Source organism: Polynucleobacter necessarius, from assembly GCF_900096755.1.
GTDB classification, from domain to species: domain Bacteria; phylum Pseudomonadota; class Gammaproteobacteria; order Burkholderiales; family Burkholderiaceae; genus Polynucleobacter; species Polynucleobacter necessarius_K.
This window is the reverse complement of sequence record NZ_LT615227.1, coordinates 1,443,406-1,459,705: the sequence shown is the minus strand read 5'-3', so window position 1 is coordinate 1,459,705 and position 16,300 is coordinate 1,443,406. Positions and strand designations below refer to the sequence as shown.

At 47.3% G+C, this 16,300-nt stretch carries 12 protein-coding genes, 2 tRNA genes, 7 pseudogenes and 1 riboswitch; of the genes and pseudogenes, 16 read left to right on the top strand and 5 right to left on the bottom strand.

All coding sequences use genetic code 11. The annotated features are described in order from the left end of the window. Positions 1–18 precede the first annotated feature (18 nt). Positions 19–2,007 (bottom strand): DNA topoisomerase IV subunit B, encoded by a 1,989-nt coding sequence (locus DXE27_RS07670; protein WP_128113510.1) that lies wholly within the window; start codon positions 2,005–2,007, stop codon positions 19–21. A gap of 79 nt (positions 2,008–2,086) precedes the next feature. Here DXE27_RS07670 and DXE27_RS07665 point away from each other — a divergent pair. From DXE27_RS07665 to thiE, 11 genes and pseudogenes are all read left to right on the top strand, one after another. After that, positions 2,087–3,297: pseudogene (locus tag DXE27_RS07665) on the top strand (CaiB/BaiF CoA transferase family protein). 5 nt (positions 3,298–3,302) lie between these two features. Continuing rightward, positions 3,303–3,542 carry a hypothetical protein gene (locus DXE27_RS09870; protein WP_231969745.1) on the top strand — a complete coding sequence of 80 codons (240 nt, stop codon included), beginning with the start codon at positions 3,303–3,305 and terminating at the stop codon, positions 3,540–3,542. Next, positions 3,482–3,834 (top strand): annotated as a pseudogene (locus DXE27_RS07660) (MFS transporter); the annotation flags it as partial. The gene DXE27_RS09870 and the pseudogene DXE27_RS07660, both read left to right, overlap by 61 nt. 210 nt (positions 3,835–4,044) lie before the next feature. Further along, positions 4,045–4,119: transfer RNA gene (locus DXE27_RS07655), tRNA-Arg, on the top strand. A 224-nt stretch (positions 4,120–4,343) separates the two neighbouring features. Continuing rightward, a complete protein-coding gene (locus tag DXE27_RS09865) occupies positions 4,344–4,793 on the top strand; it encodes a hypothetical protein (RefSeq protein ID WP_231969744.1) in 450 nt (149 codons plus the stop codon). Further along, positions 4,724–5,137, top strand: a complete 414-nt coding sequence (locus DXE27_RS09860; RefSeq protein ID WP_331852078.1) for an NUDIX hydrolase — start codon at positions 4,724–4,726, stop codon at positions 5,135–5,137. Before DXE27_RS09865 ends, DXE27_RS09860 begins: the two co-directional genes overlap by 70 nt. 115 nt (positions 5,138–5,252) lie before the next feature. Continuing rightward, a riboswitch (TPP riboswitch) is annotated at positions 5,253–5,361 on the top strand. Between the two features lie 37 nt (positions 5,362–5,398). Beyond that, positions 5,399–7,350: pseudogene (thiC, locus tag DXE27_RS07645) on the top strand (phosphomethylpyrimidine synthase ThiC). A gap of 2 nt (positions 7,351–7,352) precedes the next feature. Continuing rightward, a pseudogene (locus tag DXE27_RS07640) lies at positions 7,353–8,501 on the top strand (FAD-dependent oxidoreductase). Further along, positions 8,492–8,689, top strand: a complete 198-nt coding sequence (thiS, locus tag DXE27_RS07635; RefSeq protein WP_128113509.1) for a sulfur carrier protein ThiS — start codon at positions 8,492–8,494, stop codon at positions 8,687–8,689. The pseudogene DXE27_RS07640 and the gene thiS overlap by 10 nt, the downstream one beginning before the upstream one ends. Before the next feature lie 23 nt (positions 8,690–8,712). After that, complete coding sequence (locus tag DXE27_RS07630) at positions 8,713–9,537, top strand: thiazole synthase (RefSeq protein ID WP_128113508.1); 825 nt, start codon at positions 8,713–8,715, stop codon at positions 9,535–9,537. A gap of 16 nt (positions 9,538–9,553) precedes the next feature. After that, positions 9,554–10,480, top strand: coding sequence for a thiamine phosphate synthase (thiE, locus tag DXE27_RS07625; RefSeq protein WP_128113507.1), 927 nt, complete (start codon positions 9,554–9,556; stop codon positions 10,478–10,480). Between the two features lie 50 nt (positions 10,481–10,530). Here thiE and thiD read toward each other — a convergent pair. Further along, positions 10,531–11,394, bottom strand: a pseudogene (thiD, locus tag DXE27_RS07620) (bifunctional hydroxymethylpyrimidine kinase/phosphomethylpyrimidine kinase). A gap of 21 nt (positions 11,395–11,415) precedes the next feature. Between thiD and DXE27_RS07615 the strand changes: the two are divergent. Beyond that, positions 11,416–11,491 (top strand) — tRNA-Asn (locus DXE27_RS07615). Between the two features lie 130 nt (positions 11,492–11,621). On the opposite strand, the gene DXE27_RS09310 is transcribed toward DXE27_RS07615, so the two are convergent. Genes DXE27_RS09310 through DXE27_RS09300 form a run of 3 tightly spaced genes read right to left on the bottom strand, consistent with a single transcriptional unit; the run spans position 11,622 to position 12,376 of the window. After that, on the bottom strand, positions 11,622–11,981 hold the full coding sequence (locus DXE27_RS09310; protein ID WP_197712367.1) for a hypothetical protein: 360 nt from the start codon (positions 11,979–11,981) through the stop codon (positions 11,622–11,624). After that, entirely contained in the window at positions 11,938–12,249 is a 312-nt protein-coding gene (locus DXE27_RS09305; RefSeq protein WP_231969742.1) for an alpha/beta hydrolase, read from the bottom strand. The genes DXE27_RS09310 and DXE27_RS09305 overlap by 44 nt, the downstream gene beginning before the upstream one ends. Next, a complete protein-coding gene (locus DXE27_RS09300) occupies positions 12,209–12,376 on the bottom strand; it encodes a hypothetical protein (protein WP_197712365.1) in 168 nt (55 codons plus the stop codon). The genes DXE27_RS09305 and DXE27_RS09300 overlap by 41 nt, the downstream gene beginning before the upstream one ends. A gap of 169 nt (positions 12,377–12,545) precedes the next feature. On the opposite strand from DXE27_RS09300, the gene DXE27_RS07605 reads away from it, so the two are divergent. The 4 genes and pseudogenes from DXE27_RS07605 to DXE27_RS07590 all read left to right on the top strand — a co-directional run. Then, positions 12,546–13,844 (top strand): peptidase U32 family protein, encoded by a 1,299-nt coding sequence (locus DXE27_RS07605; protein WP_128113506.1) that lies wholly within the window; start codon positions 12,546–12,548, stop codon positions 13,842–13,844. A 34-nt stretch (positions 13,845–13,878) separates the two neighbouring features. Next, a complete protein-coding gene (locus DXE27_RS07600) occupies positions 13,879–14,406 on the top strand; it encodes a hypothetical protein (RefSeq protein ID WP_128113505.1) in 528 nt (175 codons plus the stop codon). 45 nt (positions 14,407–14,451) lie between these two features. Then, a pseudogene (locus tag DXE27_RS07595) lies at positions 14,452–14,967 on the top strand (transporter); the annotation flags it as partial. 36 nt (positions 14,968–15,003) lie between these two features. After that, positions 15,004–16,293, top strand: a pseudogene (locus DXE27_RS07590) (dihydroxy-acid dehydratase); the annotation flags it as partial. Positions 16,294–16,300 lie beyond the last annotated feature (7 nt).

Sequence of the window (16,300 nt, the reverse complement as noted above, 5' to 3'; positions counted from 1 at the left end):
GAGTTTTTTTAGTAGCCATTAGATGTCCGCCTCTACTTCATTGCCACGCTCTTCAAGCCAATCGCGACGTGCCCCAGATTCTGATTTACCCATCAACATATCCATGGTTTTAAATGTTTCACCTTCTGTCCATGTGCCTAAAGTTACAGGCAATAAACGGCGTGTATCCGGATTTAATGTGGTGTCCCACAATTGCTCTGCACTCATCTCTCCCAAGCCCTTAAAGCGGGAGATTTGCCAGGCAGTTTCTTTAACGCCATCCTTACGCAATTTATCTTCAATAGCCTGCAATTCACTAGCATCTAATGCATAGATCTTTTGCGCAGGTTTCTTGCCGCGTGCTGGTGCGTCCACTCTAAATAGAGGTGGTCTTGAAATATGTACATGACCTAACTCGATGAGTTTAGGGAAATGTTTATAGAAAAGTGTTAGCAGCAGTACTTGAATATGTGCTCCATCCACGTCAGCATCAGACAAGATGCAGACCTTGCCATAACGGAGGTTAGATAAATCAGGATTGTCATTTGCGCCATGAGGATCAACGCCAATCGCTACCGCAATGTCATGAACTTCATTATTGGCAAACAAGCGATCGCGCTCTACTTCCCAAGTATTTAATACCTTGCCGCGCAATGGAAGAATCGCTTGATATTCCTTATTGCGGCCCATTTTGGCTGAACCACCTGCTGAATCACCCTCCACTAGGAAGATTTCATTCATGGCGATATCTTCGCTTTCGCAATCAGTCAGCTTGCCTGGCAATACCGCCACACCAGAAGACTTCTTCTTCTCTACCTTTTGGCCGGCGCGAGTTCTTGCTTGCGCCTGCTTGATGACTAAGTCGGCTAGCTTGCGACCGTAGTCAACAGGTTGGTTTAACCAAAGTTCCAGCGCTGACTTTACATAGCCAGAAACGAGACGCACAGCATCACGAGAATTTAAGCGTTCTTTAATTTGGCCTTGGAACTGAGGATCCAATACCTTGGCAGACAAAATAAATGAGGCGCGTGCAAAAACGTCTTCAGGCATCAACTTCACGCCTTTTGGTTGCAATGCATGCATCTCGATGAAGCCCTTGACTGCATTAAAGAGACCTTCACGCAAACCGCTTTCGTGTGTGCCGCCCGCAGGAGTCGGAATCAAGTTCACATAACTCTCACGAACCGGTGCGCCATCTTCGGTCCAGCAAACCACCCAAGCCGCGCCCTCACCCTCAGCAAAGGAATCATCATCACCAGTGCCTGTAGCGTATTGCTCACCTTCAAATGGTGGAATTACTTCTGCGCCATGACCAGCTTGGGCCATTGCTTCGTTTAAGTAACCACGTAATCCTTGGGCGTATTGCCAAGTTTGGGTGTCACCTGATTTTTCTTGAATCAGCGTTACCTTAACGCCTGGCAACAACACTGCTTTAGAGCGCAAGAGACGAATGAGTTCAGGCATCGGAATTGCTGAACTATCAAAATACTTGCCATCCGGCCAAGCGCGAACGCGTGTGCCGTGAGACTTCTCCTCTTTGGAAGAAGGTTTAGATTTGAGCTTTTCAATCACCTTGCCATCGGCGAAGGTCAAAGTAGAAACTTGGCCATCACGCCAGACTGTTACTTCCAATCTTTTGGAAAGCGCATTTGTTACCGAAACGCCAACACCATGCAAACCACCTGAGAATGCATAAGCGCCGCCAGTACCTTTTTCAAATTTACCGCCAGCATGCAATTGCGTAAATACGATTTCAACTACCGGCAACTTCTCGGTTGGATGCATTCCAACTGGAATGCCTCGACCATCATCCTCGACGCTGACGCTGCCATCGGTATGCATAGTCACAATAATTTGCTTACCAAAACCGCCTAATGCTTCATCAGATGCGTTATCAAGCACCTCCTGAATGATATGCAAAGGGTTATCGGTGCGAGTGTACATACCAGGCCGTTGACGGACTGGTTCCAGTCCTTTTAGGACCTGAATCGACGATTCGCTGTATTCGGAAGTTTTACGGGTAGCCATGCGCGCAAATTGTAGTCATGTCTGAGCCCAAAGCCGAAATTTTCGGGTATTCCCCTGTCATCCATGCCAAAATTGGGGCATGGGAGCCTTAAGTCATATTCGTGTTTTAGACCTCAGCCGAGTGCTGGCAGGTCCTTGGTGCGCACAAAATCTAGCGGATTTAGGCGCGGACGTCATTAAAGTCGAGAGACCAGGCGTTGGAGACGATACCCGCCACTGGGGGCCTCCTTTTGCAAAAGACGCCAATGGCAAGGATACCGACGAATCTGCCTATTTTATTTGCATTAACCGCAATAAACGCTCTATTACGGTTGATATCGCCAAGCCTGAGGGCCAGGAATTAATCCGCCAGCTAGCCGCAGAATCCGATGTCGTGATTGAAAACTACAAAGTCGGCGATCTAGCCAAATATGGGCTGGGCTATGAAAGCCTAAAGAAAGTTAAAGCTGATTTGGTCTATTGCTCCATTACAGGCTTTGGTCAAACCGGACCCCATATGCCCATCGCCCTGGATATGACTTCATCATTCAGGGTATGGGTGGTTTTATGAGTGTCACCGGTGAAGCCCATGACTTCGAAGGCGCAAGCCCCCAAAAATCTGGTGTTGCCATCGCAGACATCTTTACCGGCATGTATGCCAGCACCGCGATCATTCATCGCGACCAGACTGGCGAGGGTCAATACATTGATATGTCGTTCCTCGATACGCAAGTAGCGGTAATGGCCAATGTTTCCAGTGCCTATCTCACCTCAGGTGAAGTTCCTAAGCGCTGGGGCAATGCCTCCCCAATCATTGTTCCCTATCAAACCTTCCCCACTTCGGATGGCTGGATGATTGTGGGCGCAGGCAATGACAGTCAATTTAGACATTTTGTTACTGCAGGTGGCGAGGCTCACTTAGCCGATAACCCACTCTATGTATCAAATCCTCTGCGCGTTGAGCATCGCAAGCAACTCATCCCTTTGCTAGAGCAAATGACTCGCAAAAAGACTAAGGGCGAATGGATTGCCATGCTTGAGAAAGCCAATGTACCTTGCGGCCCAATCAATAACTTCAAAGAAGTCTTTGAAAATGAGTAAGTCATTCATCGCGGCGTACAGATTGATGTTCCTCACCCAACTACCGGAAACATGAAGTTGGTAGCTAGCCCGATGCGCCTTTCAAAGACCCCTACAGAAGTTCGCATGGCGCCACCAACCTTGGGCCAACATACAAATGAAATCTTGCATGAGCGACTTAAGCTCGATGACAAGACTATTGAAGCATTGCGTAACAAAGGGATCATCTAACCCTTATGAGCCAGCAAAGCACCAAACCCGGCCTCTCGATGCAGCAGGTTCTCATCTATGGCGGGCTCATGGTGACCTTATCCATGGGCATTCGCCATGGGTTTGGCTTATTTAATCTTCCGATTACTTCGGCCAATGGCTGGGGCCGCGAGACCTTTGCACTGACTATCGCCCTTCAAAATCTCATTTGGGGCGCTCCATCGCCATTAGCGCATTCTTATTGCTGCCGCCCACCCCCCCAATGAGCACCTATATTTTTGCCGCTGTCATGGGCTTCTTGTGGCTCTCTACCATTCACTGACAAACGGCATCGTGGCACAAATATTTAGTGTGAAATATCTCACCATGCTTTCTGGCTTAGTGTTCTTCTCGCATCAGCTAGGCAGCTTCTGCGGCGCATTCTTAAGTGGTTACTTATTTGATCGAACTGGTTCGTACATGATTGTTTGGGAAATCGCGATTGGTTTAGGTGTCTTTGCATTCTTGGTAAATCTTCCTGTAAAGGAACGCGCCATTCATAGAGTCGCCAATGCTTAGAAAAAATTCAGTCCCCAGGAAATTCATCTCCTATGGCTTGGCTTTGTTTGTATTGTTGTTTGTTTTTTCGCTGTACTTTGCACCCGATATGATGGTGGCTGTGACAAATCAAGTATGGGCTCTCTTGCGGCTGGTAAGCATCTAAATGGAAGCTGGCTTAAGATTGCAGCACTTAAAATTGTCATAGCACACTTTTATTTTTTATATATTCTCGCCGTAGCACAATGGATAGTGCACATGCCTCCTAAGCGTGGGATACAGGTTCGATTCCTGTCGGCGGGACCAGAAGCTCCCCATACTTATCCACAGGCCTTGTGGATAAATCAGCAAAAGTTTTCGTAAGTCACAGATTTGTATAGGTAGACCTAGCTTGCCTAAATTGTGTGCAGAATCAATTTCCCCACTCTACCTATTTGCTTATAATTTTTTAAACTATCCGTGATGATTTTTATGCTAGACAAATCCATCATTTGGGGCGTAAACCCCCAAGTTCCCTTACACTTAGGGCCATGACCAGTCTTTCCACCAGCACGCTAGCCGCCCTAGAAGAAATGCTCCAAAACACGGCACGCTCTGCTCCGGCAGATTTCATGCCCATATTTTTATCGCGCGGCGCTGCTGATGATCAACTCATAGGACACCTTAATCCAGAGTTCACCCCTTACCTGCAAGAGTCTTTGCAAAATCAATCTATTCCGCTCATTCACATGGGGAATGACAAGTTAACGATTCAGATTGGCAAACCTAGAGATTTATCTGCAAGTCTTTATCAACTTGATGATCGCATGAGAATGGGTGGATACATTCTTGGTTGGCGCAATGAAGACTTTGCTTGGGTAGATAACAATGGTCACAAATACTTTCGCCTTGAACGTGCAGCATTTAGAACATTTGGTTTTCGCAGTATGGCGACCCACACATCAATGGCTATTATACCCAAGGCAATACGATTTGGCTAGGACGACGCAGTGAAACCAAGCCTACCGACCCAGGCAAATTAGACAACCTGGCTGCTGGTGGTATTACGGCCGATGAAACTCCTTGGGTTAGCGCGCGTCGCGAGCTCTGGGAAGAAGCTAGTGTGCCAGAACAAATTGCCGCCCAGATTGAACCTGTTGGGCGCATTCATATGCGCCGCCCAACTCCAGGACGCGGTTTTCATGACGAACAGCTCTATATTTACGATTTGGAATTAGTCGACAACTTCGTACCCACTAATCATGATGGTGAAGTAAGCGGTTTTATTGAAATTTCACTGCCAGAATCTTGGCCGATGAGTTCACTTCTGATGCAGCCTTTGTAACGTCAGACTTCATATTGCGTCGCAATAGGTAGTTTTAGAGCCTGATTGGCTCTCTATACCCCTGCTTGACTCTCGTCATGCGGAAATTCCTCAATTCGTGGTTAAATCCTTATTAAGGATGAAACAGGGGTGCCCTTCATAGCGGTTTTAGCTTGAAGGCGCTGAGAAAGACCCTCGAACCCGATCCAGGTAATGCTGGCGTGGGGAGTTACATCAGACCGACACCCGGTTTCGTCCATCTAAAAACGCTAGGAGATGGACATGAGTACAGGTAAATCTGCAAATAAAAACGCAAAACACGAAATTCCAAGCCTCAAAAGCTTAGAACGTGACTTCGGGCAAAAGTTTGCCTATCCCGCTTCAACGAAAACCTATTTGCAAGGCTCAAGACCTGACATTAAGGCGCCAATCAGAATGATTGAGCAATTGCCTACTCGTGTTGGCGAAGAGCTATTAGCAAATCCACCTGTTCCTGTTTACGACACCTCCGGCCCATACAGCGATCCAGATGTTGTGATCAACCTTGAAAAAGGTTTGCCAAGACTGCGTGATGCGTGGATTGCTGAACGTAATGACACCATTCAATTAGCAGGCCCCAGCTCTGAATATGGTGTTGCTCGATCTAAGGATGAAGCAACTCAAAATTTGCGCTTTTCACACATCAGTGCGCCACGCGTAGCAAAGTCCGGTCAGAACGTTAGTCAAATGCACTACGCTCGCAAGGGGATCATTACTCCCGAGATGGAATACATTGCATTGCGCGAGTCTATGGGTCTTGAGCAATTGCGTAAAGATCCTGCTTACAAACAACTCTTGAAGCAGCATCCTGGCAAGGGCTACGGCGCCAATCTTCCTGAGATCATCACCGGCGAGTTTGTACGTTCTGAGATTGCCGCAGGCCGCGCCATCATTCCGGCAAACATTAATCACCCTGAATTAGAGCCAATGATTATTGGTCGTAACTTCCGTGTGAAGATTAACGGCAATCTAGGCAACTCTGCTGTGACATCATCCATCAACGAAGAAGTTGAAAAGATGGTGTGGTCTATTCGTTGGGGTGCTGACACCATTATGGATTTATCCACTGGTAAGCACATTCATGAAACACGTGAGTGGATTATTCGTAACTCACCGGTTCCTATTGGTACCGTTCCAATCTATCAAGCACTGCATAAAACTGGCGGTATTGCAGAAGACCTTACTTGGGAAATGTTCCGCGACACCTTAATTGAGCAAGCAGAACAAGGTGTGGATTACTTCACCATTCATGCTGGTGTATTGCTGCGCTATGTACCGCTTACAGCTGATCGCATCACCGGCATTGTGTCTCGTGGTGGCTCTATCATGGCTAAGTGGTGTCTTGCGCATCACAAAGAAAACTTCCTCTACACCAAGTTCGATGAGATTTGCGAAATCATGAAGGCTTATGACGTGTCATTTAGCCTTGGTGATGGCTTGCGTCCTGGCTGTATCGCCGACTCCAACGATGCCGCTCAATTTGGTGAATTGCATACCCTTGGTGAGTTAACTGCTAAAGCCTGGAAGCATGATGTTCAAGTCATGATCGAAGGCCCTGGTCACGTACCAATGCAGCGTATTGAAGAAAACATGACTGAAGAGCTCAAGCATTGCTTAGAGGCGCCGTTCTATACCCTTGGACCATTGATCACTGACATCGCCCCTGGTTACGACCATATCACCAGCGGTATTGGCGCTGCGCAAATTGGTTGGTATAGCACAGCGATGCTTTGCTATGTCACTCCAAAGGAACACTTAGGCCTGCCAGACAAGGAAGACGTACGCGAAGGGATCATCACTTACAAGATTGCCGCCCATGGCGCCGATCTTGCTAAAGGCTTGCTTGGTGCTCAAGTTCGAGATAACGCCCTATCTACGCCCTATCTAAAGCGCGCTTTGAGTTCCGCTGGGAAGATCAGTTCAATCTCGGCTTAGATCCTGAGCGCGCACGTGAATACCATGATGCAACCTTACCAGCTGAAGGCGCCAAGATTGCGCACTTCTGTTCGATGTGTGGACCGAAGTTCTGCTCAATGAAGATTACTCAAGAAGTACGTGACTACGCCGCTACATTAGATGCCGATGGCAATCCAAAAGCCAAAGTGATTCCAATTACCGAAGTTGCCGATGCCTCTAAGGGTATGGAAGAAATGTCTGCAGAATTCCGTAAGCGCGGTAGTGAGATTTATCAGTAAGCATGGGCAAGCAAGTGCTATCCGATAGCAAATACGCCATTGTTGGGGCCGGCCTAATAGGTCGGCTACTGGCAATGTCGCTTGCTAGACGTGGCGCCCAAGTTGACCTTTTTGATAAAGGTGGTCCTGACGGCTCACATGCCGCTGCGCGAATCGCAGCCGCTATGTTGGCGTCCCTCGCTGAATCTGCCATTACAGAAGACTCAGTCGTTCGTATGGGTCAATATAGCTTGCCGCGCTGGAAGGCGTTAATTAGCGAGCTATCTGAGCCCGTCTATTTTCAACAGGATGGCACGCTGATTCTGTGGCACAGGCAAGATGCGAGTGATGCGGAACGTTTTAGCGCCCACCTAGAGAGTAATTGTCGTAGCAATCCATCATTAACTAAGCCACAAAATTAGATAACGATCAATTGCGCAACATCGAACCAGGTGTAGCTGATCGCTTTAATCAAGCCTTGTATTTACCCAATGAAGGAAGGCCAATTAGATAATCGCCAATTGCTTGATGCGCTGATTGTTGAGTTAAATGCATTGAAGGTCAACTGCCACTGGAATGCAGAAGTTAATCCAGAGGACTTACGTAAACAGTCATATACAGCAGTGCTTGATTGCCGAGGGACTGGCGCCAAAGACCAATGGGCTGCAACTCAGACTCAAAATACCCTGCGTGGTGTGCGTGGCGAGGTTGTACGTTTATATGCACCAGAAGTGAAATTACGTCGCCCTACACGCTTAATTCATCCGCGCTACCCTATTTATATTGCCCCAAAAGAAAACGATATTTATGTTGTGGGCGCCACGGAAATTGAATCAGATGACCTCTCTGAAATGAGTGTGCGCTCCGCTATGGAACTACTTAGCGCTGTTTACACTGTGCATAGCGGATTTGCAGAAGCGCGCATTTTAGAAATGGCGACTCAGTGCCGCCCCACCCTCAAAAACAATCTTCCAGAAATCAGAACACAGCAACAAAAAGGGCTTTCTGATTTGATCATGATCAACGGCCTTTATCGTCATGGTTTTATGATTGCGCCAGCAGTGCTTGATTGCACTCTTCAGCTTTTAGAGCACGGTGAGAGCGCCTCTGCTCTGGAATTAGGATTAAGCATTACTAAAGGGCTTCAACAACAAGAGGTTGCATGCGCGTAATTGTGAATCAGGTCGAATATGAAGTTCCAAGCCAGAGCGTGATCTCTGACGCACTGGCATTAATTGATGCCAAACCGCCGTACGCTGTAGCGGTAAATATGAATTTCGTACCCAAGACCAAGCATTCAGAATTTGCGCTTAATGAAAATGACCAAATCGAAGTGATTGCCCCGGTCACTGGCGGCTAATCCCCAATATTCAACGATTAAAAATGACTGCTCCACTTCCAAACAATCTCAATAGCGCTAACGCCTTAGTGCTCTATGGTGAAAGCTTTGCTAGTCGTCGCTTACTTCTAGGAACTTCTCGCTATCCATCGCCACAGGTTCTGGGGAACGCAGTACAGGCATCCAATCCCGCCATGATTACCGTGAGCTTACGACGTCAAGGTAGCGCGACAGCTGAAGCGCATAGTGGTTTTTGGGATCTATTAAAGAAGATGGCTGTTCCGGTATTGCCAAACACTGCTGGATGCCATAGCCCGCAAGAAGTAATTGCTACTGCACGGATGGCGCGCGAAGTATTTGAAACGGATTGGATTAAGTTAGAACTCATCGGTGACGACTACACCTTACAACCAGATACATTGCGATTGGTGCAAACTGCTGAAATTTTAATTAAAGCTGGTTTTAAGGTTTTGCCTTACTGCACAGAAGATTTGATTTTATGCCAACGACTTGTCGATGTTGGCTGCCAAGCTGTAATGCCTTGGGCCGCCCCCATTAGTACTACTGGGCAAGGCCCTTTAAATCCCTATGCCATGAAACTCTTGTGTGACCGCTTAAAGGTTCCGCTCTTGGTAGATGCTGGTCTTGGCCTACCTTCTCATGCTTGCACTGTAATGGAATGGGGCTTTGATGGTGTACTACTCAATACTGCCGTAGCATTATCCGATGATCCTGTTGTGATGGCAAAAGCCTTTTCTATGGCAGTAGATGCCGGTCGCTCTGCTTATCTATCTGGCGCCATGAAGCCACAAGCATCTGCTCAAGCCAGCACTCCATTGGTAGGCACCCCTTTTTGGCACCAAAGCTAAGTAGTACACTGATTTCATGAGTTTGATACGCGACCTTGCCGATCAAATTGTTGCAGCCCATCGCAATGAAGATTTGTGCATTCCGATTCCAACTTACACACTGACATCCCCGCCACCCAAAATTGATAATGAATCTGCAGTTGATCATTACGAACTCGCTGGCGCATTAGCCAGCATTGAGATGGGCTTTATTGAATCCGACGCCAAAGTGCTTGGTAAGGCGTGGTCCAGAATGGCCCAGCATGATGGTGGCTTTAATCCATTTAAATGGCCTGACAGACCTGAACATTTTGACTTACTGCCTTGGACTCGCAATATGAACCCCAAGGCTTTTCCTGAATGTCCAAAACGCTTGGGGCTCTATGGTGTGATGCCTGATGCAGATTGGGTGAAGCGCATGGTTGACGCTGAGATTCCGACCGTGCAATTGCGCCTTAAGTCAGAAGATAAATCCAAGATACGCAAACAAATTAAAGAGGCTGTAGCGGCCGTTAAAGATAGCAAGACCCTGCTCTTTATTGATGACTATTGGCAAGAGGCTATTAATGCCGAAGCCTATGGCGTTCATCTCGGCCAAGAAGATTTAGAGTTAGCAGATTTAGAAGAAATACATGAAGCCGGCCTAAGGCTTGGCCTAAGTACACACGACTATGCAGAGCTAGTCTATGCAGATCGCATTTGCCCAAGCTATATTGCAATGGGCGCAGTCTTTCCAACTAATCTCAAGAAGATGCCAACGGCACCGCAAGGATTAGGACGTCTATACAAATACGCCAAGTTAATGAGTCACTACCCATTGGTGGCTATTGGCGGCATTGACCAAGATAGCATTCATGCTGTGAGCAGGAGTGGCGTTGGTTCAGTGGCCGTAGTTCGAGCCATTACACAAGCTAAAGATCCTAAAGCGGCTGTTAAGCACCCACAAGAATTGATGCGCGCTTAACTTAAGACGTCCTTTGCGGCGTCTTAATTAATGCTTTTCTTTTTCGTCTATCAACGCTCTGTTGGATAAAAATCGTGCATATGCCACAACGGTCCAGGGCCTTCCCCAATACTTAAAAAGCGACCCGCTTCCAATCCAGCCTCAACATATGCAATCGCCTTAGCAACTGCATGACTAAGATCATGACCATCCGCAAGGTATGTTGCAATTGCTGAAGATAACGAACATCCCGTGCCATGCGTATTGGGAGTATTAACGCGATAGTGTTTAAATTCTTTTGACTGTACTACTTCAAGACCATCCTCAATAGTGCGCCACAGTAAGTAGTCGGTAATTTGGGTATGCGTACTATCTAAGTGCCCACCTTTAATTAACACCGCCTGAGGACCCATCTCTAGCAATTGCTCTGCGGCCAATTTGAAATCATTTGGTCCGATAATTTCTCTACCGAGTAACAATGAAGCTTCATCCATATTGGGCGTAATCAATGTTGCTATTGGGAATAATTCAGCAATCATTGCTTGAGCAGTGTCATCACCATCCAAACTTGCCCCTGAAGTTGCCCTCAAAACCGGATCAAGAACAATCCGCTTGACTCCATGCTTACGTAATGCTTTGCTACTGTTCTTACGATTTCTGGGCTGGCCAACATCCCTATTTTGACAATATCAACCCCAATATCGAGCAGAACGGCATCAATTTGAGCCTCCACCACATCAAGGCCCACGTCTTGGATCCTTGTGACCCCAAGAGTATTTTGAGCCGTTATAGCCGTAATCACGGACATGCCGTAGCCGCCCAAAGGCAGTAATGACCTTGAGGTCCGCCTGAAGCCCCGCCCCGCCGCCGCTATCAGAGCCAGCAATGGTCAGTACTTTGGGGATCTGCACAGAAGTGGGAAGAAGTGATTTCATCTTGCTATAATATCGGCTTATTCCTCGATAGCTCAGTCGGTAGAGCGCCGGACTGTTAATCCGTAGGTCCCTGGTTCGAGCCCAGGTCGAGGAGCCAAATAAGTAAAGCCCCTAGAGAAATCTAGGGGCTTTTTCTTTTTCAGGCCTGTTTAAGGGGTCTCTTATTTCTCAGGCTTAAATGAGCTATCCAAGAACTCTTTGAGCTATCCAAGAACTCTTGAACGCCATCAAACATCAACAATACGGTTCTTTTTCATAATAATGGTGTGAGTACCTTCGCTGATCTGCAGCATGATTTTGTATGGCGCATTCTCTAGTTTAGTGAAGTACTCGTACAGCATATAGCTTGGCAAATCCGCATCCCACTCTGCCTCTGCGTGCACGAGCATTACTGGTACACGAATGTCTTTAGGCTCATAAACGGGCTTGCCTGCTGTCCAGTACTCACGCGCATCTTGCACTGTTCCATTAGGCGCTCTTAGCTTCTTTGGAGTCTGCGTTCTACCCCATGGATCAGTGTCAAATGTGGCTTCAGCCCACTTCTCAAACCAACCTTCTGGAATTTTTGAGAATGTAATCAACTGCACTAGATACCTCTCTTACGGCAACATCGGTTCTGACAATCGGAGGATTTTGATCTGCAGGTTGATCCATCTCCGGAGGTCTTGTCGATTTTCCATAGCCACGCAGATCTACCAACCAAACGTCATACCCATGTGATGCCATGTACTCCATCCAAGAGGTTCCGCCCAAAGTTAAATCAAAGGCAGTTTCTGCTGGGTAGGTAGAGCCGTGAACATAAAGCAGGGTCTTTTCAGCTGAAAACTTCTTCATGCCTGCTAAATGTGCGAACATAAAGCGAAATACCAGGGGTATCGCTTTGAACCATGTACTCGTTCATTTGAATCTTGCCGGCGGCAAATGCTTGGCCGAGAAAGACGCATGAGATAACTGCAAACAATGCCTGTGCTGTGAATTTCACCTAGTCTCCTTTTGGGTTTATACCCATTTGTATTTATGGGTCCAATATAGCATTTCCGAGATTCCCCCAAACGGAAAATTTGGCCATTTAGCCGTTGCCTGGGCCTCCTATCCGCATTAGTTGGGCTTAAACCCCAAACCACCGCCCCAAGCCCTTTAAAATAGAGCCCATGAAAAAAATTCCAGAACTTCTAGCCCCTGCAGGCAGCCTTTCGATGCTCCGCACTGCCTTTGACTTTGGCGCCGATGCGATTTATGCCGGGCAGCCTAGATATTCATTACGCGTTCGCAGTAACGATTTTGGCAAGATCGAGGTCCTCAAACAAGGAATCGATACCGCGCATGATCTAGGTAAAAAGTTTTACCTGGTTTCTAATTTATTGCCACATGGTGGTAAGACGCGCACCTATATCAAAGATATGGATCCAGTGATTGCATTAAAGCCTGATGCCTTGATCATGTCTGACCCTGGTTTGATCATGATGGCAAGAGAGGCATGGCCAGATATGCCTATTCACTTATCCGTTCAAGCTAATACCGTAAATGGCGCCTCTGCAAAATTCTGGAGATCCGTTGGTATTAGCCGCGTGATTTTGTCTCGTGAGCTTTCATTTGATGAAATCGAAGAGGTTCGCCAAGATTGTCCTGAAACGGAATTAGAAGTATTTGTCCATGGCGCTTTGTGCATTGCCTATTCTGGTCGCTGCCTACTATCTGGCTATATGTCTCACCGAGATTCTAATCAAGGCGCATGTACCAATGCTTGTCGCTGGAATTACAAAGTAAAACCTGGTCAACAAACGACCAGTGGCGATGTTGTATTGCTTCAAGAGGCTCGTAGGCCTGATGATTTAATGCCAATGGAAGAGGATGAGCACGGCACTTACATCATGAACTCCAAGGATTTGCGTGCAGTCGAACATATTGAGCGCCTTACTAAGATGGGTGTTGATTCATTTAAGATTGAAGGTCGCACCAAGTCCCCTTACTACGTATCTAGGACGGTTCAAGCCTATCGTTCAGCGATTGATGATGCTGTTGCTGGTAGACCTTTTAATACAACCCTGCTTGGAAACTTAGAGGGTCTTGCTAATCGTGGCTATACCGATGGCTTTTATGAGCGTCATCACGATAAAGAGTATCAGCTCTACATGAGAGGTCACTCTCTTTCTGGCAGAAGTTTGTATGTTGGTGAAACGCTGGATATAGATCCCACATCTGGTCGCGTCAAAGTCGACGTTAAGAATCGTTTCTCAGTTGGCGACAAGATTGAAATCATTGAGCCACAAGGTAACAAGGATTTAGTCCTGGAGAAGATGTGGAATATGAGTGGTGAACCGATTGATGTAGCGCCAGGTTCAGGGCATTTTGTTTGGCTTGAGTTGCCGATGCAAAGCAAGCACGCCTTTATTGCGCGTTACACGCATGAACCCGCGCCTGTAGAAGCCTGCTCTTCTTGTAGCGAATAGTTTTTTATCCACCAATTACCCAATGACTGCCTGAATGACTGCAACTTCTAAACCAAACGCCCCCTCACACGGAATCAAAGAAAAGATTAAGGAAGGGTTTAAGAAAGCTTTAGCGCTTACTCTTTATTTTGGCACTTGGTTTTGCGCAATCACCTTCATGGCGGCCACCGCCCTTGAAGAGAGGCCTATCCCGCTTTCACTTTTTGGATTTGCATTAATCAAAGCTGGCATCTCGGCGAAATTTATGTTGATTGCCCAAGCCGCCTACCCAATCAAAGTTAGCAAAGAGCATGGCATTGTGAAGTCTCTCTTTAATGAGTCTCTGGTGTATATCGTCATCGTGCTTGCATTGAATTATTTAGAGGCAGGGTTACATGGCTTAATCGATGGCAAAGAATTTATTGCCTCTATGGGTGCCTTCGGTCATGGCGAGCCATTGCGAATTTTGGCCCTATCCATTGTTTATTGGCTAATCGTCTGGCCATACTTGATTTTTATGGGCGTCAATCAAGCCCTCGGAAACACGGCAACACTCGCCATCCTATTTGGCTCTAAAAAGTAATTGCTAGCTGTGAGTGTGAGAATTTTTTGGCTTTGCTTGCTGTTAATGCTTTCCGGGCAATTGCATGCCCAAGAAATCGAAGCGCGCCTATATTCCAATGCGCCCATTGGAATGAACTTTGCCACCGGCGGTATTGCACAAGCCAAGAGCGGCTCATACAAATTAACTACAGAAGCAGTCAGCCTAACCCATGTCTTAGATATTGCCGGCCAATCTGGGCGTCTTAGCTTATTACTACCTTACGCAGAACTCTCTGGTACAGGCACAGCAGGCGGTCAAACATTTAATGCGTTATCAGAAGGCATGTCTGACCCCGTGATCAAAGCCTCAGCAAATTTGTATGGTGCACCCGCCCTGAGTTTGGATGAATTTAAAAGCTATAAGCAGGATTTAATTATTGGCGCCAGTATTGCCGCCTCCGTTCCTTGGGGCAAGTACAACAGCGAACAAATGGTCAATGTTGGTGCCAATCGCTGGTTTGTTCAGCCGGGACTTGGTGCATCGCAGGCAATAGGTCCATGGCGTCTTGAGTTGGCTGGTATGGCTACTATTTACACCAATAACACTAGTTTAAATGATGGGTGCAGCTTCTGCTGGATTACCGGCTTCATGTTGACCGGCTCTCATCGTAGTGAGCGCGTTGGTGCATGTACTGACTGCCGTCGTTGCTGGGGCAAATTCCGCGCTGGTGAAATCGACGAAGTTGAAAAAGATGAAGTGAATGATCAACTGGTTGCCAGCGCAGGAACCTGCTCTGTCATGGGCACAGCCAGCACCATGGCCTGTATCTCTGAAGCCTTGGGTATGGGTGCCTGGTGGCGCAACGCCTCCCGCTGTTACTGCTGACCGCATTCGCGTTGCCGAAGAAACCGGTACTTGTGCAGTCAAGATGGCCAAGGAAGGTTTAACCATTGATAAAGTCCTAACAGCAGATGCATTTGAAAATGCAATGCGCGTATTGCTCACTATTGGCGGCTCTACAAATGGCATTGTGCACTTGGCTGCTATCGCTGGACGCATGGGTCTTGAAATTGCTTTAGATGCCTTAGACAAAATGGGAGATGAGACTCCTGTATTGGTTGATCTCAAGCCGTCTGGCGATCATTGCATGGAAAACTTCCATGATGCTGGCGGCATGAGACCACCCTACTGCGTGAACTTAAGCCACTTCTCAAGCTGAATGCCATGACAGTCTCTGGCAGAACGCTTGGTGAAGAAATTGATGCAGCAGCTCCTAACTTTAAACAAGCTGTCGTGCGGCCTTTTGATAAACCCATTTATCCGCGCGGCAGCATTGCCGTACTTCATGGCAATCTAGCCCCAGGTGGCGCCATCATTAAACAATCTGCCGCCAACGAAAAGCTCATGGAGCATGAGGGTCGCGCTGTGGTCTTTGAAGATGCCGCCGACCTTGCCAACCGAATTGATAGTCCTGACTTAGATGTCTATGCAGAAGATATCTTGGTCTTAAAAAATATTGGTCCTAAGGGTGCGCCAGGCATGCCTGAGGCAGGATACATTCCTATTCCGATGAAATTAGCACGCGCTGGCGTGAAAGATATCGTGCGTATCTCCGATGGCCGCATGAGTGGCGCTGCGTTCGGAACGATTGTTTTGCATGTCACACCAGAATCCGCTATTGGCGGTCCACTGGCTCAAGTGCGCAATGGTGATCGCATTCGTCTAAGCGTAAAGAATCGTGAGATTAGCTTATTAATTTCATACGCTGAGCTGGCTCAGCGTATGAAAGACAATCCAATCACTTCACCAACTGCTGAACGCGGCTACAAGAAGCTGTTCTTAGATACGGTTACCCAAGCCGACCAAGGCGTCGACTTTGATTTCTTGAGAGCCGCAAAGATGGTGGGTAAAACGCCAAGAAAGTGATTGTTTT

Bases quoted from the DNA above. Each gene is read 5' to 3' on its own strand.
- DXE27_RS07670 (WP_128113510.1), bottom strand. From the start codon at position 2,007: ATGGCTACCCGTAAAACTTCCGAATACAGCGAATCGTCGATTCAGGTC.
- DXE27_RS09870 (WP_231969745.1), top strand. From the start codon at position 3,303: ATGAGCCAGCAAAGCACCAAACCCGGCCTCTCGATGCAGCAGGTTCTC.
- DXE27_RS09865 (WP_231969744.1), top strand. From the start codon at position 4,344: ATGACCAGTCTTTCCACCAGCACGCTAGCCGCCCTAGAAGAAATGCTC.
- thiS (WP_128113509.1), top strand. From the start codon at position 8,492: ATGCGCGTAATTGTGAATCAGGTCGAATATGAAGTTCCAAGCCAGAGC.
- DXE27_RS07630 (WP_128113508.1), top strand. From the start codon at position 8,713: ATGACTGCTCCACTTCCAAACAATCTCAATAGCGCTAACGCCTTAGTG.
- thiE (WP_128113507.1), top strand. From the start codon at position 9,554: ATGAGTTTGATACGCGACCTTGCCGATCAAATTGTTGCAGCCCATCGC.
- DXE27_RS09305 (WP_231969742.1), bottom strand. From the start codon at position 12,249: ATGTTCGCACATTTAGCAGGCATGAAGAAGTTTTCAGCTGAAAAGACC.
- DXE27_RS07605 (WP_128113506.1), top strand. From the start codon at position 12,546: ATGAAAAAAATTCCAGAACTTCTAGCCCCTGCAGGCAGCCTTTCGATG.
- DXE27_RS07600 (WP_128113505.1), top strand. From the start codon at position 13,879: ATGACTGCAACTTCTAAACCAAACGCCCCCTCACACGGAATCAAAGAA.